The sequence below is a fragment of the Lyngbya sp. CCY1209 genome, from assembly GCF_035615495.1.
GTDB lineage: Bacteria > Cyanobacteriota > Cyanobacteriia > Cyanobacteriales > Microcoleaceae > Limnospira.
Genome location: NZ_JAJENU010000210.1, coordinates 1 through 20,714 on the forward strand (window position 1 = coordinate 1; position 20,714 = coordinate 20,714).

Annotated in this window: 14 protein-coding genes; 8 read left to right on the top strand and 6 right to left on the bottom strand. The window is 54.0% G+C overall.

Annotated elements, in window-relative coordinates; genetic code table 11:
• The first annotated feature begins 135 nt into the window (after positions 1 to 135).
• From nadC to LKE08_RS04080, 3 genes are all read left to right on the top strand, one after another.
• Positions 136 to 1,050 (top strand): carboxylating nicotinate-nucleotide diphosphorylase, encoded by a 915-nt coding sequence (gene nadC, locus LKE08_RS04070; RefSeq protein WP_324702916.1) that lies wholly within the window; start codon positions 136 to 138, stop codon positions 1,048 to 1,050.
• A 190-nt stretch (positions 1,051 to 1,240) separates the two neighbouring features.
• Complete coding sequence (locus LKE08_RS04075) at positions 1,241 to 2,239, top strand: glycosyltransferase family 2 protein (protein WP_324702917.1); 999 nt, start codon at positions 1,241 to 1,243, stop codon at positions 2,237 to 2,239.
• A gap of 16 nt (positions 2,240 to 2,255) precedes the next feature.
• Positions 2,256 to 3,209, top strand: a complete 954-nt coding sequence (locus LKE08_RS04080; RefSeq protein ID WP_324702918.1) for a lysylphosphatidylglycerol synthase transmembrane domain-containing protein — start codon at positions 2,256 to 2,258, stop codon at positions 3,207 to 3,209.
• Positions 3,210 to 3,328: 119 nt separating this feature from the next.
• Here LKE08_RS04080 and LKE08_RS04085 read toward each other — a convergent pair whose 3' ends face one another.
• A complete protein-coding gene (locus tag LKE08_RS04085; RefSeq protein WP_324702919.1) occupies positions 3,329 to 3,766 on the bottom strand; it encodes a hypothetical protein in 438 nt (145 codons plus the stop codon).
• Between the two features lie 447 nt (positions 3,767 to 4,213).
• Between LKE08_RS04085 and malQ the strand changes: the two genes are divergently transcribed.
• The gene (malQ, locus tag LKE08_RS04090) at positions 4,214 to 5,725 is read left to right on the top strand and encodes a 4-alpha-glucanotransferase (protein ID WP_324702920.1); all 1,512 of its coding nucleotides are present in this window, start codon (positions 4,214 to 4,216) and stop codon (positions 5,723 to 5,725) included.
• 228 nt (positions 5,726 to 5,953) lie between these two features.
• The gene (locus LKE08_RS04095; RefSeq protein WP_324702921.1) at positions 5,954 to 6,481 is read left to right on the top strand and encodes a hypothetical protein; all 528 of its coding nucleotides are present in this window, start codon (positions 5,954 to 5,956) and stop codon (positions 6,479 to 6,481) included.
• 63 nt (positions 6,482 to 6,544) lie between these two features.
• Here LKE08_RS04095 and LKE08_RS04100 read toward each other — a convergent pair whose 3' ends face one another.
• The 3 genes from LKE08_RS04100 to ruvB are packed head-to-tail and all read right to left on the bottom strand — an operon-like array spanning position 6,545 to position 11,884.
• The gene (locus tag LKE08_RS04100; RefSeq protein ID WP_324702922.1) at positions 6,545 to 7,933 is read right to left on the bottom strand and encodes a diguanylate cyclase domain-containing protein; all 1,389 of its coding nucleotides are present in this window, start codon (positions 7,931 to 7,933) and stop codon (positions 6,545 to 6,547) included.
• Entirely contained in the window at positions 7,908 to 10,730 is a 2,823-nt protein-coding gene (locus tag LKE08_RS04105) for an ATP-binding protein (protein ID WP_324702923.1), read from the bottom strand. Before LKE08_RS04105 ends, LKE08_RS04100 begins: the two co-directional genes overlap by 26 nt.
• A gap of 41 nt (positions 10,731 to 10,771) precedes the next feature.
• Entirely contained in the window at positions 10,772 to 11,884 is a 1,113-nt protein-coding gene (gene ruvB, locus LKE08_RS04110) for a Holliday junction branch migration DNA helicase RuvB (protein WP_324702924.1), read from the bottom strand.
• A gap of 83 nt (positions 11,885 to 11,967) precedes the next feature.
• Between ruvB and LKE08_RS04115 the strand changes: the two genes are divergently transcribed.
• Positions 11,968 to 12,501 (top strand): hypothetical protein, encoded by a 534-nt coding sequence (locus tag LKE08_RS04115; RefSeq protein WP_324702925.1) that lies wholly within the window; start codon positions 11,968 to 11,970, stop codon positions 12,499 to 12,501.
• Positions 12,502 to 12,658: 157 nt separating this feature from the next.
• Complete coding sequence (locus LKE08_RS04120; RefSeq protein WP_324702926.1) at positions 12,659 to 14,425, top strand: FAD-dependent oxidoreductase; 1,767 nt, start codon at positions 12,659 to 12,661, stop codon at positions 14,423 to 14,425.
• 425 nt (positions 14,426 to 14,850) lie between these two features.
• Here LKE08_RS04120 and LKE08_RS04125 read toward each other — a convergent pair whose 3' ends face one another.
• Positions 14,851 to 18,540 (bottom strand): peptidase, encoded by a 3,690-nt coding sequence (locus LKE08_RS04125; protein WP_324702927.1) that lies wholly within the window; start codon positions 18,538 to 18,540, stop codon positions 14,851 to 14,853.
• A 194-nt stretch (positions 18,541 to 18,734) separates the two neighbouring features.
• On the opposite strand from LKE08_RS04125, the gene LKE08_RS04130 reads away from it, so the two are divergent.
• Positions 18,735 to 19,457 carry a rhomboid family intramembrane serine protease gene (locus LKE08_RS04130; RefSeq protein WP_324702928.1) on the top strand — a complete coding sequence of 241 codons (723 nt, stop codon included), beginning with the start codon at positions 18,735 to 18,737 and terminating at the stop codon, positions 19,455 to 19,457.
• Positions 19,458 to 19,522: 65 nt separating this feature from the next.
• Here the strand turns inward: LKE08_RS04130 and LKE08_RS04135 are convergent, their stop codons facing one another.
• Complete coding sequence (locus tag LKE08_RS04135) at positions 19,523 to 20,620, bottom strand: ABC transporter ATP-binding protein (RefSeq protein ID WP_324702929.1); 1,098 nt, start codon at positions 20,618 to 20,620, stop codon at positions 19,523 to 19,525.
• Positions 20,621 to 20,714: the final 94 nt, after the last annotated feature.

Here is a 20,714-nt window from a genome sequence, read left to right on the forward strand (position 1 = left end):
GTGAAACGCTGAAACGGCGAAGATACTTGGCGGGTAGCCGCCTGGGAAAATAGCAAGGTGCCAGGATAATTATAAACTAAAGCTTCCTGACAGTGGCAAACGTTGGGAAGCTTTAGTTTTTAGGAACGTCAACCCATGAACGAACCCCAATCCGCGATCGCGCCCCCCGCGATTATTTTAGACCCCCTCCTGCGGCAGTGGTTGGCCGAAGATATCGGTCGCGGCGATCGCACCACGGGCTCTTTGTTGGCGGGGGAGGCCCTGTGGGGAACCGCCCACTGGACGGCGAAGGCGCCCGGGGTCGTGGCGGGACTGCCGGTGGCGGCGCGGGTGTTTCAACTGTTGAGCGATCGCGTCCGGGTGAAGCCGACGGCGGCGGAGGGGGAAACCTGCGATCGCTCAAAAGTGATTTTACAACTCGAAGGCCCCTTGGATGCCCTGCTGACGGGGGAACGGGTGGCCCTGAATTTGGCGATGCGACTGAGTGGCATCGCGACGCTGACGCGGCAATATGTGGATGCGATCGCCGATTTACCGGCCCAACTGGTGGACACCCGCAAAACCACCCCCGGACTGCGGTTGCTGGAAAAATACGCCATCCAAGTCGGGGGGGCGAAAAATCACCGCATGGGACTCGACGACGCGGTAATGATCAAAGATAATCACATTTTGGCCGCCGGGGGGATCGAAAAAGCGATCGCCAAAGTGCGGGCCACCATGCCCTATCCCCTCACCGTAGAGGTGGAGACGGAAACCCTGGAACAGGTGCAGACCGCCCTGGACGCCGGGGCCGATATTATCATGTTGGACAATATGTCGCCGGAGATGATGCGGGAGGCGATCGCGATAATTCGCGAGTACAACCCCCGCATCCAAATCGAAGCTTCCGGCAATATCACCCTGGAAACCATCCGGACGGTGGCGGAAACCGGCGTCGATTACATTTCCACTAGCGCCCCCATCACCCGTTCTCCGTGGTTGGATATCAGCATGAGTTTGGGCGCGGGAGAGTTGGGAATTGACGATCCGTCTAAAATTAGGACGGTATAAATTGTTTGAAAAAGTGCCGGGGAAGGTGATCGTTATCGGGGGGATCGGGAATTTGAGAGCGAATGCTCTTTGACTCCCGATTTTGCATTCCATGTCCGCAGATTACGCAGATGGCGCAGATTTTGTGGGACTCGGTAAAATCAACAATTATCAATTATGAATTATCAATTATCAATTATTAATGGCTGTCATGACTAAGTTGATTATTCAGATTCCTTGTTTTAATGAGGAAAAAACCTTGGGGATTGCGCTGTCGGAACTGCCGCGAGAAATTGCCGGTGTCGATCGCGTCGAGTGGTTGATTGTCAATGACGGCAGCATCGATCGCACCGTGGAAGTTGCCCGGGCTTGCGGTGTCGATCATATCGTCAGTTTCGACCACAATCAGGGGTTGGCGCGGGCGTTTATGGCCGGAATTGAAGCGTCTTTGAAAGCGGGGGCGGATATTATTGTTAATACGGATGCCGACAATCAATATTGTGCCGATGATATTCCCCGGTTGATCGAACCGATTTTATTGGGTTATGCAGAAGTGGCGATCGGCGCCCGCCCGATTCGGGAGATTCGGCACTTTTCACCCACTAAAAAGTTGTTGCAAAAACTGGGCAGTCGAGTCGTCCGCCTCGCCAGTCGCACCGATGTCGCCGACGCCCCCAGCGGGTTTCGGGCGTTCAGCCGGGAGGCGGCGATGAGACTCAATGTTTTTAACGAATATACTTATACTTTGGAAACGATTATTCAAGCCGGTCAGAAGGGGATGGCGATCGTTTCTGTCCCCGTCCGCACCAATTCTGACCTGCGGCCGTCGCGGTTGGTTAAGAGTATTTCTTCTTACATTTGGCGGTCAATTTTGACCATTTTTCGGATTTTCATCACCTACCGGCCGCTGCGGTTTTTCGGCTTTTTGGGAAGCGTGCCGATGGGTTTGGGGATCTTGCTTTGCGTCCGCTGGCTGGTGCTGTTTGTCGGCGATCATATTGGCGATCAGGTGGGGGGCGGAATGCTGCTGGACGGGCAGACCCGCGCCCGGACGCCGAGTTTGATTTTGGCGGCTATTTTGATTTTGATCGGCTTTCAATTGTGGATTTTCGGTCTGATCGCCGATCTGATGGCCGTCAACCGAAAAATGCTCGAAGATATTCAACTGCGGCTGCGTCGGATCGAATACGGCGATCGCAAAAAACCCTGAAATCGGAGCGATATTGATGAAGCGGCTAATTTCAATTGCGGTCAGCGTTATTATTTTATCGATTATTTACTCGAAAATCGACCTGCGGGGGTTGGCGGAAATTTTCCGAAATAGCGATCGCTTCTGGATGCCCGTTAGTTTGGGCCTGGTCATCCCCATCACGATGTTTACCGCTTGGCGGCTGCAACAACTCGTGCCGCAGGGGACCGGCTTCGGCTTCGGGGAAGCCAACCGCCTCATCCTCGCCGCCAGCGTCCTCAACATGGTGTTGCCCTCCAAAATGGGCGACATCGCCAAAGCTTACTTCATCCGAGAACGGGGCTATTTGAGCGGTTCTTTGTCCCTGTCCCTGGTGGTATTCGAGAAATCCTGCGACCTGCTGTCCCTGCTGCTGTGGTGCGTCTTCGGCCTGTTATTATACCCTCAAAAAGACCCCCTCTTTTGGACGATGACCGTCGGCGTGGTGGCGGGTTTGGCGGTGGGACTGTCCATTTTGGGCTCGCGCCAGTTCGCCGATATTTTCTTCAGATTTTCCCGAAAAATTGCCCCAAATAAAATTAGCGACAAATTGCAAAAATTGCAAGTCTCTTGGGGGGAAATGCACGATTATTTTTGGAGCGACAAACGACAGTTAATTAAAATTGCCGTCACCTCAATTTTTATCTGGTTTCTGCACCTATTGCAGATCTGGTTTTTTATTCTGGCGCTCAAGGCATGGGCGCCGTTTTTGGCAAGCCTCGCCCTCTCCCCCCTGGCAATTTTGGCGGGATTGCTGCCGCTGACCTTCGCCGGTGTGGGAACTCGGGATGCCGCCCTGGTGATTTTTTACGAACCCTATTTTGATGCGACGGTGGCGGCGGCTTTGGGGTTGCTGTGTACGGCCCGCTACTTCTTACCCGCGATCGGCGGACTGCCGTTTTTGGGGCAGTATTTGACGGCGGTTAAAAAGATGAAAAAAGCCGAACCGTGATTCATCTAGCAGTATGCTTCGCGGTAGTACAAGCTTCTAGCTTGTGACAGGCAGGATGCCTGTGCTACCCATTGCCTACTCCCTGCCTGTTATACCTGACCGGTTTGGGAAACGGGATATCAAGCGACGCCGGAATCGGCACCGTTGAATAACTCGAACACTTGCCGGCAGAAGAGTTTCAATTTGTCCGCCGCCTCCGGTTCGGGTTGGGAGTCCCCCAAAAATTGCCAATGTTCCACGGTGGAGACTTTCCACTGCTGTCCCCGGTGGTCGTATCCGGCGGCGTCCACGCCGATCGCCCGCCGTTGCGCCTCCAAGGGGTCGTGGTACAGTCGGATCTGGACTAAAATGCACCGACTCTGCATCAGGCGACTCCGTCCCGGAAAGTGAAAGCCGATGTCGATGGAGTCCGGATCGACGAGTTCCCGGGTTTCGGGGTCGTTCATCCACGGTTTGAGATCCACCCGGACATCGGGAAATTGGGACTTGAACAGGTTGACGACGGTGGCAATTTTGCTGGCAACTTCCAGATTTTTCGCTTGTTCGGCAGCATTCACGTTCCGCTTCTCCTCCGAAAAACAGTCCTACACTTTTTCATTAACTTATGTTAACCACATTCGGGCGGGGAAGGGGTCGGACGGAGGATTTGGCCTTTGGCGTCAACTGGGGAGCGATCGAAAATTACACCACAGAGGCACAGAGGACACGGAGAAGTTATTTGTCCTCCTGTGGGGATGACAAGAAGCCTGAAAAGCTTATCAGGTAAGGAATTTAGCCAACTGTGGTCTGAACAAAGAATCCGGTTGTTTTCAAAGCGAAATATGGTATAAAAAAGAGGTATAGCTGTCGGCTATCAGCTATCAACTTTATCATTTTGCCAAGTTTGGGAACGTCGGGGCCCCCATCTTCGCTTCCCCGCCGCAATTCTCACCACCCCGGCAGGTTTCGGCGGGGACGATCCGTGGTATGAAGGAAAAGATGCTCCACACTGAGATAAAATAACTATGCACCTTGAACGTGCCAGTGGTATAATATTGCACCCCACCAGCTTCCCGAGCCGGTTCGGAATTGGGGATCTGGGGCGATCGGCTTACGAGTTTATCGACTTTCTGGAACGCAGCGGCCAGAAAGTTTGGCAAATTTTGCCCCTCGGACCGACGGGGTACGAACATTCCCCCTACATTATGAACTTCAGCACCTTCGCGGGAAATCCGTTGCTGATCTGCCTCGATCGCCTCGCGGAAGAAGGCCTGCTGAATGGACGGGAATTGCAACCCCTCCCAGACAATCATAACCCCAACCGGGTGGATTTCGATCGCGTCATTTCCCACAAAGGTCACTATCTCAAACAGGCGTTTCAACAATTCCGGGACTCCCTCAACCGCACCCCAAATCAAGCCTTTGAAACCTTCTGTAAAGACAAGGCGACTTGGCTGGATGACTATGCCTTATTTATGGCGTTGTTGGAGGAGAATGGGGGCCAGGAGTGGAACCAGTGGGAACCGGCGATCGCCCGCCGGGAACCGGAGGCGTTGAAGGCAAAAACGGAACAACTCCACGACGAAATTCTCTATCACAAATTCCTGCAATTCAAGTTCTTTGAACAGTGGACGCAACTGCGGCGCTACGCTAACAATAAAGGCATTAAAATTATCGGCGATATCTCCATTTACGTCTGTTACAATAGCGCCGATGTCTGGTTCGCCCCCGACAACTTTCAACTCGATCCGGAAACGTTGAACCCGTCCTATATCGCGGGCGTGCCGCCGGATTATTTCAGCGCCACCGGACAGCTTTGGGGCAACCCGGTTTACGATTGGGATGAGTTGAAACGGACGGATTTTTCTTGGTGGATTGAACGGTTCCGGGCGACGTTGGAATATGTGGATTGGGTGCGGATCGATCACTTCCGGGGATTTGAAGCCTATTGGCGGGTTCCCTTCGGAGAAACTTCGGCATTGAACGGGGAATGGATCGAGGCCCCCGGGGCGGCATTTTTTGAAACCCTCGGCCAAAAATTGGGGCGTTTGCCGGTGTTGGCGGAGGACTTGGGAATCATCACCCCCGAGGTGGAAGAATTGCGCGATCGCTTCGAGTTTCCGGGGATGAAAATTCTCATGTTCGCCTTCGGAGAAGATTCGACAAATCCCTATCTTCCCCACAATTATGTCCGCAATTGTATCGTTTACACGGGTACTCATGATAACGATACCAGCGTCGGGTGGTGGCAAACCGTCAGCCCGGAAATTCGCCACCACGTCGCCACATATCTCGGCTATGCGTTCCCGGAGGCGATCGAGGATATCAACTGGGCGTTGATTCGTTTAGCCCTCAGTTCTGTGGCAAATTTGGCGATTTTCCCCCTGCAAGATGTGTTCGGATTGGATACTCGCGGGCGCATGAATGACCCCAGTACAAACGCCGGAAATTGGCGCTGGCGGTACGAAAGTTCGACGATGCTGACGCATCCGTTGAGCGATCGCCTGCGGTATTTAACCCAAATGTACAGCCGTTAAAATATGTCGGGGCGAATCTGATTCGCCCTGTCGCGATGGTCAAAGGGGCGCGATCGCCGCCTCTTTCTTGAGACAGACAAATATCCACCTTCTACATTTAGGGGGATGGAGTCAGGGGAACTTCTTTGTAAACTGTAAAGTGTGGTTGGCGTCGATGTGAGAGTTCAATTGACCGCCAATTCGCGACATGAAAGACGCTCATAAAAGGGCGAGGAGGTTTCACCACTGATGATGAATATTAAACAGAATAAAAAGAATAATATCTTTTCTCTGAAGCGAGCCGGTGCGATCGCGATCGTCTCCATCGCCGGACTGTTGGGTGCCTGCGATGCTGGGTATGACAATCGGGCGACCAGCCCCGAAATTACAAACGATGAAGTGGTCACCGAACCCGTCGAACCCGTCGCCGACTTGGAAGAAGTGGCGGAAGAAACCGAACAATTTATCGGTCAAACCGTGACGATAAGAGGTGAGATTGAAGAAGCGATCGCGCCGGGGGTTTACCGTCTGCAGGAAGAGAACGAATTGTTGGCCAAAGATTCCGTGCTGATCGTGATGCCGGATGAATCGCCCATGCCGATCGTCGAAGATCAGGAAGTTCAGGTGACGGGGGAAGTGCGCCAGTTTATCTCCGCAGAATTTGAACGGGATTATAATTTGACTTGGGATCTGAATGTTGAAGAGCAGATCGAAGCCGAATATGAAGGGCAGCCCGTGGTGGTCGTTCAAAACGCCGAAATTTTAGAAATGGATTAATCTGTTTTCTGCGCTCAATTCTTCTCACTCTGTATTAATCTCCTGTCGGGTTGCGGGAGATTTTTATTTTTCCCGACTCACTGCGCGGATGACGTGGCGATCGCGCCCCCGTTTTTTGGCTTCGTAGAGCGCCTTGTCGGCCTCGGCGATCAGATCGGTCGGTCGCGTTTCCGAGTCGGGAACTTGACCGGCAATTCCCAAGCTCAAAGTGACGGAGTTGCCAACTGTGGACGTTTTGTGGGGGATCGACAACTGTCGCATTTTCTGACGTATCCATTCCGAAATCGCGATCGCGCCCTCGGCATTGGTATTGGGTAAGATAATCGCAAATTCTTCGCCCCCGTAGCGGGCCACCACATCCGTCGGACGTTTGACCGCTTTCGTCAAAACTTGAGCCACTTTAATCAAACAATCGTCCCCCATCTGATGGCCGTAAAAATCGTTATATTTTTTAAAATAATCGACATCGCAGAGAATCAAAGATAAGGGCTTTTTTTCCTGGAAACAGCGGTGCCATTCTCGGGCGATCGCGGTATCGAAAGAACGGCGATTTGCCACCCCCGTCAGGCCGTCGAGAGTCGCCAGACGCTGCAACTCCAACTCCATCAGTTTGCGATCGGTGATATCCCGGACGGTGACGGCAAAACCGTCCCCCAGTTTGACGGCGACAAAGTGATACCAAGATCGGGAATGAGGCGATTCGTAGTAAAAATCTTGTTCGAGTAGTTTTCCCGTTTCGACCACTTCCACAAAGGCATCAAACAAATTCGACTTCAGTTTGTGCAGGAACCGTTTAAAAACCAATTTTCCTCTCAAATATTCCGGTTCCCGATTGAAGATCCGGGCGATCGCCGGATTGACGACCAAACATCTAAAGTCGATAATTTTTCCGGTTTTTGTATCCCGGACTGCTTCCATCCCGGCAATGCCGTCGAGGGAACTATTTAAAACGCTCAAAATCAAAGCGCGAGATTGGTAGAGAATGGCTTCCGCTTCTTTTCGATGCTTGATCTCATACCGGAGCTTTTGATGCTTGATTTCCAACAACCGTTTTTGCTCTTGAATGACCATCTGACTTTCGATGCGGGCGATCACCTCTTCTTCCTGAAACGGTTTCGTAATGTAGTCGATCCCGCCAATTTTAAACGCCTCAACTTTGTTGAATATTTCATCCAAGGCGCTGATAAAAATGATGGGTATTCCTTTCGTTTTCGGGTCGGCTTTCAACTGCCTGCAAACTTCGTAGCCGTCCATGTCCGGCATTTTAATATCCAACAAGATCAGGTCGGGCGGATTGAATTTGGCGGCGATCAGACTGCTCTCGCCGTCGATCGCCTTTTTCACTTTATATCCCCTTTCGGTCAGCATTCTGGACAACACTCGCAGGTTTTCCGGCTTGTCGTCTACGATCAGGATCGTGCCGGCTCTATTGATGTCTGACTGTGCTACCATTTGCGGATAACTCCGATTGTAATTTTTCAATTTTTTGTCGGATTGTGTTGAGTTGAAAGTTCTCAACTAAATCGGTCAATTTTTCCGCCAAAACTGAATATTTTGATGGGATCTTGGCGAGCAATTGTAAGGTCACATCGTCGTCCAGGTCAACCGCGGCCTGATGCAATTGCATCAGCCAAGATTGGGGCATCACTTTGAAATCATCTGCCGTCAAATTTGAGCCGACGTTTTTCGGGGCGATCGCCGGTTCTTCTTCGTAGCAATATTGAGCGCCCAAATGTTTGGCGATCGTCTCAAAAATAACCGATTCTCGAAATGGCTTTCTGACCAAATCATCGCATCCTGCCGACAACACGATCGCCCTTTCATTATCGATGATACTCGCCGTCAGGGCAATGATCACCGTCGCGCTTCCTTTGGTCGTCCCTTTGATAGATTTCGTGGCTTCGTAGCCGTCCATCACCGGCATCCGCATATCCATGCAAATTAAATGGGGGTCCCAACGCTCCCAAATGGCGATCGCTTCCCGGCCGTTGCCGGCTTCTCGCAGTTCAAAACCCACCGGTTGCAGCAGTTTAATCAGCAATGCGCGGTTGACGGCTTTATCATCCACCACCAGAATTTTATATCGCGGTTGTCCCGGCGCGAGGGCGACGACCCGGCGGGTCGATTTTGGGTGTGATAATGGGACACCATCGGCTACGGAAACCGCGATTTCAAATGCAAATATCGTCCCCACCTCCGGTTTACTTTTGACCCTCATATCGCCCCCCATCAATTGCACGAATTTACGGCTGATGGTCAGTCCTAAACCCGTGCCTTCTTGGCTTTCAATTCCCGTTTTTGTCTGACCGAATGCTTCAAATATGTGGTCGATTTCCCGACTCGAAATTCCCGCCCCCGTATCTTCAATTTCAAACAATAGTAAACGGTCGCCCGATCGCGTCATCGGCCGCGGCGGACGGGATACATTTTGGCAAGCCACCCGCAGGGATACCCCGCCTTCCTCGGTAAATTTGATGGCATTGTTGAGTAAGTTGACCAAAATTTGCCGCAATTTTGTCTCGTCCGCACGGATATATTGGGGGAGGGCGCGATCGCATTCGATGCTCAGGGCCAAACTTTTGGATTGAGCTTTCAGAGACAATAAATTTTCCAGATCCTCGAGGAGAGCATACAGGTTGAAATCCGACGGATGCACGGTCATCTTTCCCGCTTCTATTTTGGACAAATCCAAAACCTGATTGATCAATGTCAACAAATATTCACCGCTACGATTGATGATTTGCAAATTGTCTCGATCTTCCGGATTTAAATTGGAAGAGCGGGTCATAATTTGAGAAAAACCCAAAATGGCATTTAGGGGGGTGCGAAGTTCGTGACTCATGTTCGCCAAAAACGCACTTTTTGCCCGGTTCGCGACCTCGGCTTTCTCTTTTTCTACCTCCAATTCTCGGGTTCTTTCTTTGACTTTTTCTTCCAACATCTCGAAGGCGGATTTGAGTTGGTACGCCATGCGGTTGAACGACATTCCCAACTCTCCGATCGCATCTCCCCGTTGCAGATCGACGCTCGTTTCCAAATTTCCGGCGGCGATCTGTTTAGCCGCCTGGTTGAGTTGCAAGATCGGTTTTGTCACCCAGCGGGATGTCAAAATTCCGATCGCGATCGCGCATCCGAGAGCCACAACTGATAATATAATCGTCCGGACATTGTTTGCATAAATTTCCGCCATAAATGCCGACTCCGGAATGGCGATCGCCACCAACCATTCCAACCCGTGTTCGTCCCGGATCGGGATCGTCCTCAAAAAATATCGTTCCCCGTCGAATCGAAAATCGTCGAACTGCAAATCTGAAAAGCGATAAAAATTGTCCGTCGCCGTTTGAACGTGCCCGGCGATCGCCCGCGTCAGCGGATTTTCGCTACCCGTCGCCATCAACCGTTTCGCCCGACCATTTTCACCAACCAAAGCGGGTGTTTCTGCCGTCGAAGTTGCCACCAAATTTCCGGATTGATCCAAAATCACAATTTGTCCGAACTGGCTGATTTTCAACGTTCTCAAAAAATCGTTAAGAAAGGACAAGTCAATCTGTACGCTCGTCACCCCTTTGGGAATGTCGCCACCATCGATATAAATCGGTTGGGAAAAACTGAAGACCAAAATTGATTGATTAAATGATCTGGAAAATATTTCCACCCATCCCGATTTTTTCGTCGCGATCGCTTGCCCGTACCAGGGACGATTCCTGACATCAAAATTATCAATTGATATGTCAAAATCCCGGCGAAACAGGTCATCGGGAAGACTCAAGGACTCGATATCCGCATACCCCCGCCATTGAAAATTGGTCTTTTCACCGGCGATCGACACACCTTTTAGCACTCGACCGTCCAACATTTCGGCTTGTCCGGCTCCCCGGAATTCATTGTCGTCGTTGGCGATCACGATCGCCGTAATATAATTGGATTGATAATTCTTATATTCTCGATACAAATAGTCGAGCCACCGATCCATATTCTCAAGATCGAGCAATCCCGTATCGATCAAATCTTGATTTTTCTGAGTTATTTTGGAGGGAACTTCGAGAAAAGTATCAATTCTTTTCCTGATCGCGTCCCCCGTTTCTTCGATTAATTGTTCGGCTAAATTATCGACCGATTTCTGCCCATTTACAAATGACAAATAGCCCACCATACCAGCCGTGACGATCAGTTCGACCACGAAAGGGACGATAAAAATGACTTGCAGAGGAAGCCCGGTTTTAAAATGAGTCAAGAATGGATTCTTCATATCCAATTGAGAGAGATCGTCTGTCGGCGATCGCCCGACTTTTAACGAAACAAAGAAAGTTGTTCCTCGGGCGGTTCATACCCCAAATGTCTCCACGCCGCCGCCGTGGCGACCCGGCCCCGGTGGGTGCGTTGCAAAAATCCAATTTGCATCAGATAGGGTTCGTGAACTTCTTCGAGGGTTTGGGCATCTTCTCCGGTCGCGGCGGCCATCGTTTCCAAACCGACGGGCCCGCCGTTAAAATTTTCGATCGCCGTCTGCAACAAATGTCGATCCGTCCAGTCCAAACCGAGGGGATCGACATTGAACAGTTCCAAAGCCGCGGCGGCAATTTCCCGGGTGATGGGTCCGGAGGCTTTCACCTGCAAATAATCTCGCACCCGACGCAGCAGGCGGTTGGCGATACGAGGGGTTCCCCGGGAGCGTCGGGCAATTTCTGCGGCCCCCTCCGGTTCGATGGGAGTCTTCAACACTCCGGCCGTGCGGCGGACGATTTCGGCGAGGTCATCGACTTCGTAAAACCGCAGGCGCTGGATCAAACCGAAGCGATCGCGCAGGGGCGACGTCAAGGCACCGATACGAGTGGTCGCTCCCACAATTGTAAACCGATTCAGGGGAATGCTGCGCGTCCGGGCACTCCTCCCCTGGCCGACGGTGATATCGAGGCGACAATCTTCCATCGCCGGATAGAGAATTTCTTCCGCCATTTTCGAGAGGCGGTGGATTTCGTCGATGAACAAAATTTCCCCCGGCTTCAGGTTCACCAGCAGTCCGGCGATATCCCGCGGCTTCTCCAGAGAGGGGGCGGTGGTGATTTTGCAGTTGACCCCCATTTCCGCCCCCAAAATCAAAGCCATCGTCGTTTTTCCCAGTCCGGGGGGGCCGTAAAGCAGCAAATGGTCGAGGGGTTCCTGGCGGGACCGGGCCGCGGCGATCGCGATTTCGAGCACGTCTTTGAGGTCCCGCTGGCCGATGTAGTCCGCTAACCGCCGGGGGCGAATCTTTTCTTCCGGTTTCGGGTTTTCCTTCTCCTGGGGCGTTTCTCGGGGTGTCAGCGGGGACTCCTCCCCCTGCGGTTTCACTTGGTAGGATGCGACACCCTCCCGGGGCCGTTTGGGTTCGGGAAAATCTTTGCGGGAAGAGACGATCGCCATAAGAGTTGAAGGGAAACTGCCGACTGTTTGAATTGTGGCATACTGGAGAACTGAGGCCAAAATGTTTGGGAGTCCCTCGAAAAATGACCGCTTCTGTCTCAGTTCCGGAAAACGTCACCTTTGAAGGGGCGATCGCGATCGCCGGGTCCCTCCTCGACGGACGGGAAACGGAAACCCTCTCGGAAAACGAGTTCGCCGCCGCCGTCTCCGAACTGGTGAAAAGCCAAAACGGAGCCCGGGGCTTTTTCGTCACCTACCTGACCGACGATCGCGCGATCGCCGATAACGCCTCGGTTTCCACCCGAAAAGCCCTGGAATCTTCCCCCGAAATCGTCTCCGAATTGCTGGTCAAAAATATCGCCATGTCAACGGCGATGGCAATCTATCACCGCCGCCAACAAAACGAGGAGATGACCGCCAGTTCCGACCGAGTGCGATCGCGCTGTTCCCGACTGATCCGCGCTCTGAATTTACCAGCCCTCCAACCCCGACTGCAACAACTTCTGGAAAGTGCCGAAACCGGCGAGGGAACCTACGGGGACTTTCTGAAACGGTGGGGCTACGACGCCGAACAGCGAAACGCGATCGCCGAATCCGTAAGAACAATTAACAATTAACAATTAACAATTAACAATTAAGTTTTGTGGGACAAACTTCCCAATCATCTGGGGTTCTACCTGTTTCTCCCCACCGAGCACACCCCAACCGACGTCCCCAAATTCTGAATAATTTGCTACCGTATTCAGAAACGAGTCACCAAATCGGGGTTTAACCGTGGCAACAAACGATCGCGTCGTGGTGGTCGGAGCCGGATTTGGCGGCTTGAAAGCGACCCAACTGCTGGCCAAAGCCGGGGTTGACGTCCTCCTGCTGGATCGCAATCCCTACCACACCTTCACCCCCCTCCTCTACCAAGTGGCGACGGGGTTACTCTCCCCCTACCAGGTCGTCTACCCGGTGCGGCGGGCGCTGCAAAAGTACCCCAACGCGGAATTTATTCAAACCGCCGTCGGGGACATCGACTTTGCCGATCGCGTGGTGAAAACCGACGTCGGGAAGGTGAGTTACGATATTTTGGTGATGGCGACCGGCAGTCGCCCCCAATTTCACGGCACCCCCGGGGCGGCGGATCACGCCCTGACCTTGAATTCCCTGCCAGATGCGATCGCCGTGCGACACCACATCCTCGATCGCGTCCGGCGGGCGATTATCGAACCCGAACCCCGCGTCCGCGGCCGGTTGCTGACGTTCGTGATCGTCGGCGGGGGACCGACGGGGGTGGAACTGGCCGGGGGGCTGGTGGAAGAATTGCGATCGCTCTTGGACCGGCGGGGATTATTTTCGGAAACCCGGGTGATTTTGGTGCACTCCCGCGATCGCCTGCTGCCCAATTTCCCGGAATCCTCCAGCCAATTTGCCCAACGCCACCTCCGCAAATTGGGGGTTTGCCTGTCTTTCAACCACCGCGTCGAGGCGGTGAATCCCCACGGGGTGGAATTGGACGACGGCAGCGCGATCGCGGCGGATACGGTGATTTGGACGGCGGGGGTGGAAGCCGACCTCGCCGCAGACCCCGAGAAACTGCCCACGGCGGGCAAAAATAAGATTTCCGTCGCACCGACACTGCAACTGCCCGACGATCCGAACGTTTACGCGATCGGAGATGTCGCTTACGTCGAGTCGGGCGATCGCGTCCTCGTCGGCGTGGCGCCGGAAGCGATGCAGGGGGGGGAAGCCGTCGCCGACAATATTTTGCGCCAGTTGCGCGGAAAATCCCCCCGACCGTTTCAGTATGAGGATAAGGGACGGGCCGCGATAATCGCCCGCAATGCCGGGGTTCTCAATACCGATCGCCTGAACCTGGCCGGGGTGTGGGGTTGGCTGGGTTGGCTGGCGATCCACCTGTTTTATTTACCGGGCGGGCGAAATCGGTTGGGGGCGGTTTACAACTGGATTTTGGATTATTTTTGGGGATCTCGATTCGTCGGGGCGATCGCACCGCCCTATCCCGAAGTGGCATTTTTGGAAGGCCGAGATCCCGCCGCCGAGTTTTTCAATTATCGTCGCAAAAAACGGCGATCGCACCCGTTCTCTCAATTTAATTTAGGGGTTCCGATCATGAATTACATTCCGTTAATCGGGCGGACATTTTTGGCCGTCATTTTCCTCCAGTCGGCGATCGGCAAAATCTTCTCCTTCGCCGACACCCAGCAGATGATGGCCGGTCTCGGCCTGCCCATCCCCGCCTTATTGTTGTTGGGAAATATCGTCTTCCAACTCGTCGGCGGTGTGTCGTTAATTTTAGGCTACCGAACCCGCTGGGGGGCGCTGATTTTAATCTTATTTTTAATTCCAACAACCCTCGTCTTTCACAATTTCATCGCCGATCCCGGCGAAAAAGTCGCCTTTCTCAAAAACCTGGCGTTGATCGGTTCTCTGATGATGGTGTCCTACTTCGGCGCCGGACCCGTCAGCTTGGATGCCAAGCGATCGCTCCGAGAAAGCGAACCCCAATCCCCCGATCTTTCCCGCCATCTTTGAAACGGGGGAGTTGGCAGTCAGGGAAAAGAAACTGTGGAGTTGCACGGATGAGTCCCATATCTATACTGACTCCAAAAATTCCTTGACTGTCAAGATAGAAATACCTCGAAATGGATTCAGACTTATCGCAGGTATCGCGCTCGTCTGTTTACAGTTACTCATATCAAGTCCGTTTGAATACTTACACAATTGTTCGAGAACAGGCAATAGGCAAAAGTTTTAAGCGGTTTCAGAAGATGGCGAGGAGACCCAGGAATCATAACTGTTTTAGCGGACATGATATGAAAAGGGAATTTCCCATACAGACACCCTACACCCTACACCCTACACCCTCTTCTAGCAGCGCTATATTTTATTGTACCCGTTCCCAATATTGGGTCGGGGCGCAAGACGCAGCACCCCGACAATTCCGACACCCGATCAAATTAATCCCAATAATCGCGCCGCGATCGCTTGATTTTAGGGACGGCGACGCTGAAATCCGTCGGGGCGACGGGTTCGATATCGGGATCGACGCCCCCCACCTGGTTGGTGCGGAGTATCCACACCGACGCCCCCAGTTGCAGGAAAATCATCGCCACCTCGTCGTGAACCAAGCGGGGGAGGAGGGTACGCCAACTCGCGATCGCTTTCATCAAGGTATCTTTGGGCGTTTCCACCGGAAAATCCCCCAACCTCGGGGCGTTGTACCGCCAGTCCGGGCGCACTTTCCCCGTCGGCGTCAGGTGGTGTTCCAGGGTTTTCACCAAATCAGCTAACAATTGGAAGCGCTGGGTTTGTTCGTGGGTGGGATGTTCCCGCATCCATTTGACGATCAGGGGATTGAGTTCAAATTGGGCCATCATCCGCTTCAGAGAGGTGTAGAGGGCTTGGCTGGAGTCCTGAGAGCAGGAGTTGATCGGGCTGACGAAGGTGGTCCCCGTGCCGTCCCCGACCCGGTAGCGGGCTGCCATCACATCCAATTCCCGCACCACCCAACTCAGGGGGGAGAATTGGATGCCGTCGAAGTCGTAATCTTCGGTGAGGGGGCTAAATTTAATTAGGGTTTCGCACAGGGGGCGGACTCCCATCCATCCCCACTGGCGATCGCCCGCATAGCGCTCCCAGGCGTTGGTTCCGGAAGTAATGCCGTCGCCGTTGTGGGTGTAGATCTGGCGGTATTCCATCGCGAACCGCAGTTCGTCGGTGAGGGGGTCCCGGACCACCCGGGCAATGCCGAAGGCGAAGTGGCCGAAGTAGATTCCCATCGAGGCGAATTCCGCCTTCTTCCCGCCGATGCCCCCGTACAGGTGCATCATCAGGGCGCGATCGCCCTCTTTCCACTCCGAAATAGCCGTCTGATTTTTGATCTCTTCCGAAGGTTCGGCGTTCGGATACAGCAGGACGGTTTTGATCTGACCTTTTTCTTCTTTTAATTTGTCCCAGTAGTGGTGATTGAGATAATCCAAACCGGGTTTGATGCCGTAGATGACCCGTTCGGGGCAGACGGCCAGCAGTCCCCGGGGCGCGATCGCCTGCACCGTAAATCGACCCTGGCGGTTTCTCGCCCCGTAGATGTACCATCCCGCTTCGTTGGCGGGGGATGTTTCCAATTCTCGGTTGCTGGAGGAATACACCCCGTTCCCATTGGGAAGTACGGAGGGGATGTAGACGATCTCCTCGTCGCCGTCGAAAGCGCGGGTTTGGCGGTTGTAGTGCCGGACCTTAAACAGGTCGCCGCCCAAGTTTTGGCCGATGGTGACGATGCCGTAAAATTTCGCCGAAATCTGGATCGGATCGCGTCGGATGTATAAAGTCGGGTGTTCCGACTCCGCATCTTCCACCGCCACCGGGTCGGGGAGGGCCACCAACATATCGTCTTCCGGTCGGGCGCCCGCCAGGGACTCCAGGGGGCCGACATCGGGCCGGCCGTCGAGGCGGTGGGGGTGAATTTTCCCCTGCCGTTGGCTGACCCGGGCCTGGTCGGAAAAATTGACATCCACCGTCACCAGTTTGGCGTAGGCCCGCACGTCCGGATCGGGACTCCAGCGCAGTTTCGCCACCTGTCCGACGCGGTGTCGGTGGGCGTGGTCGGCGTGGTGGATCTCGAACCACACCCCGTCCCCGGTTTGGCGGTCGTCCGGGGCGGGCAAAATTAAACGTCCCACCCAGGGGGCGATCGCCCGGTAGCGGTCCGGATTGATTTTCTGTTCGAGGGGGAAGTAGCCGACTTGGTTGAATAGGGCCTGTTTGTAGCGATCGTAATTGCTGACGGTGATAAATTTCTCCGGATCTAACCCCGTCGATTCCCAATCCCGCCGCAGGATGCCGCTCATAATTTGCACGGTCTGTTTGACGTGGGTGCGTCCGTCGGGCAAGACGTCTTCTCCCATCGGCCCGCCGTCCATATTGTGACCCACCGGCCCGAGAGAAATCAAGGCGATCCGGCCCCGCCGTTTGGCGCGGTTCCAGTTGGAGAGGACGGCGATCGGCCAGCGCCCCCAAAACATGATCGGGCCGATTTTTTCGACGGTATCCTTCTCGCCGACGAGGTGGTAGAGTCGTTCGACTTCCATCGCCCCGGTGTTGCCGCTGATCACCCCGGCCAGGGAAATGACCTCGATGGGGGCGCGGATGTTGTATTTCAGGAAGCTGACGGCCCCCATCGACATTTGGCCGCCGCCGCTGTAGCCGAGGAGGGTGATGGGTTTGCCGCTGCCGAGGGGGTAGCCGAAGCCGATCAGGTTGTCGTAGAGGACTTGGGCGAGACTCTGGTTTTGGATCGGGCCGTAGCGGGGATCGGCGGCGATCGCGACGGCCACGACGTTGCGGAGGTTGACGACAAAGCCGATGGGGTTGGCGGGATTTTTGGCCGTCAGGGATTCGATGATCCGCCACATGAACGCCATCGGGCCGCTTTCGTCGAGGGGTTTGTTGGCGACGGTGTAGGGCATGATGCCCTTGACGAGCAGAACGTCGGGGGGGAGGCTTTCGGCTAGGCGGTCGAGCAGATTTTCGACTTCGGGCAGGTATTGAGAATAGCCCTGGTTGATGCCGTCGAGATAGAGGACGTAGCGGGAGACGCTGGTGGGGTCGGCGACTTCCCGGACGGGGGTCCCGGTGTATTCGAGGTTGCGATCGCCGTACCATCCGGCCCACCAACTCAGGGATTCTAACGGGGTGAGGAGGATGGAGACGAACAGGGCGATGAAACTGATGGTCGTCAGGTCGATGACCAATTTCAGGGTGCGGCCGAGGGCGTTGTACCAATTGCCGTACCAGGTGGGGGATTGGGAGGAGATCAGGACGAAGACGAAAAAGGCGACCAGGGCGATCGCGATCAATTTTAGCGCCCGGTTGCGCTTGCGGATCTCCGGGGTGGGGGGTGTGGTGGCGTCGAGGAGGACTTCGTTGCCCACGTCGTCGAGGTTTTCAAAGTTGCCTTCCATCACCATCTGTTTGAGTTCCCGGCGATCGGTGATGACTCGGGTTCCGGCGGCCAAATTCATCATTCCCTGACCCAGGGCCATGATGGGACGGCCGATGGTGCGTTGCAGGGCTTGCAGCACCACCCACCCCAACCCGACACAGGAAAAGGCGGCCCAGGTGTCCAAATTGGCGATCGCTCTGATGGCGGTCACTTCAGCCAATAACGACCAGATGGATAAAAATACGCCGATGGGGATGCCGAAATAGGGCAAACCCATCAGAAATCGAAATATTTGGGGGGCGTAGCTCAATCCCAACGTGGTGAGGGTGCTGCGGGCGTTCAATCCCGCGTCGAAAAAGGTATTGCCGACAAACCAGATGCTCAACGCCCAAAACCAAAAGGTGAAGGCGAATAAAATCGTCGCCATCCCCAGGCTGAGGATGAAGCGGAAGGGTCTGACGCGGTTGATGAAGAGGACGATACACTGGCCGATCGCCTGGGACAGGCCCGCCACCAACACCACCGTTAGGGCTAGGGTTCGGCCGTCGGGAAAATTGCCAATTTCGAGAAAGGCGTCTGGATTCAGGGACACGGCGCCGGAAATCAAGTCCCACCCGTTCTCAAATGCTGTTTCCATAGTCATTCCCTCCAGAAAGAAGATGCGATCGGCGGTGAGGAGTCGCCCCCAGCTTGCCAACGAAACCATTATCAGACAATTTGCCCCAAATTATCATATGTCCGGCAACAGATCGCCAAAAAACCCGGTTTCCGACAGGTGACAATCGACAATTATCAATTATCAATTGTCAATTGTCAGTTCTTTCCGCCCCTTGCCCTTGCCATATAGACCCCGATGGGATATGGTTGAGCCTATTCTTTTTCAACAATAGGTGTTTGACCGTGGTTCCCATCCACGACGACAATCCCATCCAAATCGATCCGTGGGTCACGAAAATTTTGATCGCCGTCAATATCGTCGTCTTCGCGATCGAAGTGGTGGTAGCCACCCAACCGGAACAACTCGAACAATTCTTCCACGCCTGGGCCTTCGTCCCCTGTCACCTCACCGATACCTGTCCCCCCACCATCCCGGCGTCAACTTTCAACAACCCCGTCTGGCTGACGCTGATCACCTCCCAATTCCTGCACGGCGGCATCGGCCACATCGCCGGAAATATGTTGTACCTGTCTATTTTCGGGAACAACGTCGAGGAATGTTTGGGTCACATTAAGTTTTTGATTTTCTACATCGCCTGCGGCGTCCTCGCCGCCCTGGCCCAAGGGTTTTTCTCCCCGACTTCCGTGATACCCACCCTCGGCGCCAGCGGTGCGATCGCGGGTGTTTTGGGCGCCTATTTGATCCGATTTCCCCGCGCCAAACTCTTAATCCTGCCCTTTTTTCCCCTCCCCATCCCCATCCGAATTCCGGCTTTTTTCTTTCTGGTTTTCTGGTTTATTCTCCAATTTGTCAACGGCGTCGCCAGTTTCAACCTGCAAATTTCCACCGGAGAAGAAGTCGGCGGCGTCGCCTACTGGGCCCACGCCGGAGGATTTATCTTCGGCGCCTTCCTCGGTTCCATGATGGGTTTGTTTACTTCGCCACAGCGGCGGAGAAGGGAGTAGGGAGTCGGGAGTCGGGAGTCGGGAATAGGGAATAGGGAACTTTTCAGTCCCCCAAATTGACACAATCAACTCCCCAATATATTGATGCTATCTGGGGGTACGAAAACCTTGATTTTTTGACGGAGTTGATAGCGATCGATGTCGTCTCGGTGCCAATTTTGGAGTCGCACGGTGAGGCGGCAGTTTTCCGTCAATTTCACCTGATAGCGGGTGTCGGTTCCGATGTAAATCCGTTCTTCCACGGTTCCCGGCCAGCCTTCGATGTTGGCGTAATTTCCGGGATATAAGGTGACTTTTTCCGGCCGGATGGTCAGCGTCACCACCTGTCCGACGGAGAGATTTTCCGGGGTGGCGACTCGGACGGGTAAATGTTCGTCTACGAGGACGATCGCACCCTCTTCGTCCGTATCCACAACCCGTCCGGTCAAAAAATTGCTCTCCCCGATAAAGTCGGCGACAAATCGGGTTTTCGGATACTCGTAAATCTCCACTGGAGTGCCCACCTGCAGCACTTCTCCCCCGTTCATGACGGCGATGCGATCGGACATGGTCATCGCCTCTTCTTGGTCGTGGGTGACGTAAATAAACGTAATTCCCACCCGCTGCTGCATCTGTTTGAGTTCGAGTTGCATCTGTTTCCGCAACTTCAGATCCAGGGCTCCGAGGGGTTCGTCAAATAGTAGCACTTCCGGCTCCTTTACCAAAGCCCGGGCCAAAGCCACCCGCTGCTGTTGTCCGCCGGAGAGTTGGCGGGGACGCCGATCGCCCATTTCGGTCAATTGTACCAGATCCAGCACCTTCGCCACGCGATCGCGGATCTGTGCGGAGGGCAGATTTTCCATCTCCAGTCCGAAGGCGACATTTTCCCGGACCGTGAGGTGGGGAAATAGGGCATAATTTTGAAAGACCGTATTGACCGGGCGGTGAAACGGGGGGCGATCGCGCATCGGTTGGCCGTGGATGTAAATCTCCCCGCCGGTGGGCAATTCAAACCCCGCGACCATTCGCAACGTGGTGGTTTTTCCGCAGCCGGACGGCCCGAGGAGGGAAAAAAATTCCCCCTCCCGCACCTGCAAATTAACAGAATTAACCGCCATCACCTCTCGGTTTTTCCCTCCCCGAAAGGATTTACAAATATTGACCAGTTCGACCGCATCTTTCATGAAATTAACAATTAATAATTAATAATTTTTGATTGTGGGTTGGATATCATGTCCGCTCAAACCATTAGAATTCCCGGTTTTCCTTGTCCCTCCT

Coding starts and splice junctions, on each gene's coding strand:
- nadC (WP_324702916.1), top strand. CDS start 136: ATGAACGAACCCCAATCCGCGATCGCGCCCCCCGCGATTATTTTAGAC.
- LKE08_RS04075 (WP_324702917.1), top strand. CDS start 1,241: ATGACTAAGTTGATTATTCAGATTCCTTGTTTTAATGAGGAAAAAACC.
- LKE08_RS04080 (WP_324702918.1), top strand. CDS start 2,256: ATGAAGCGGCTAATTTCAATTGCGGTCAGCGTTATTATTTTATCGATT.
- malQ (WP_324702920.1), top strand. CDS start 4,214: ATGCACCTTGAACGTGCCAGTGGTATAATATTGCACCCCACCAGCTTC.
- LKE08_RS04095 (WP_324702921.1), top strand. CDS start 5,954: ATGATGAATATTAAACAGAATAAAAAGAATAATATCTTTTCTCTGAAG.
- LKE08_RS04100 (WP_324702922.1), bottom strand. CDS start 7,933: ATGGTAGCACAGTCAGACATCAATAGAGCCGGCACGATCCTGATCGTA.
- LKE08_RS04105 (WP_324702923.1), bottom strand. CDS start 10,730: ATGAAGAATCCATTCTTGACTCATTTTAAAACCGGGCTTCCTCTGCAA.
- ruvB (WP_324702924.1), bottom strand. CDS start 11,884: ATGGCGATCGTCTCTTCCCGCAAAGATTTTCCCGAACCCAAACGGCCC.
- LKE08_RS04115 (WP_324702925.1), top strand. CDS start 11,968: ATGACCGCTTCTGTCTCAGTTCCGGAAAACGTCACCTTTGAAGGGGCG.
- LKE08_RS04125 (WP_324702927.1), bottom strand. CDS start 18,540: ATGGTTTCGTTGGCAAGCTGGGGGCGACTCCTCACCGCCGATCGCATC.
- LKE08_RS04135 (WP_324702929.1), bottom strand. CDS start 20,620: ATGAAAGATGCGGTCGAACTGGTCAATATTTGTAAATCCTTTCGGGGA.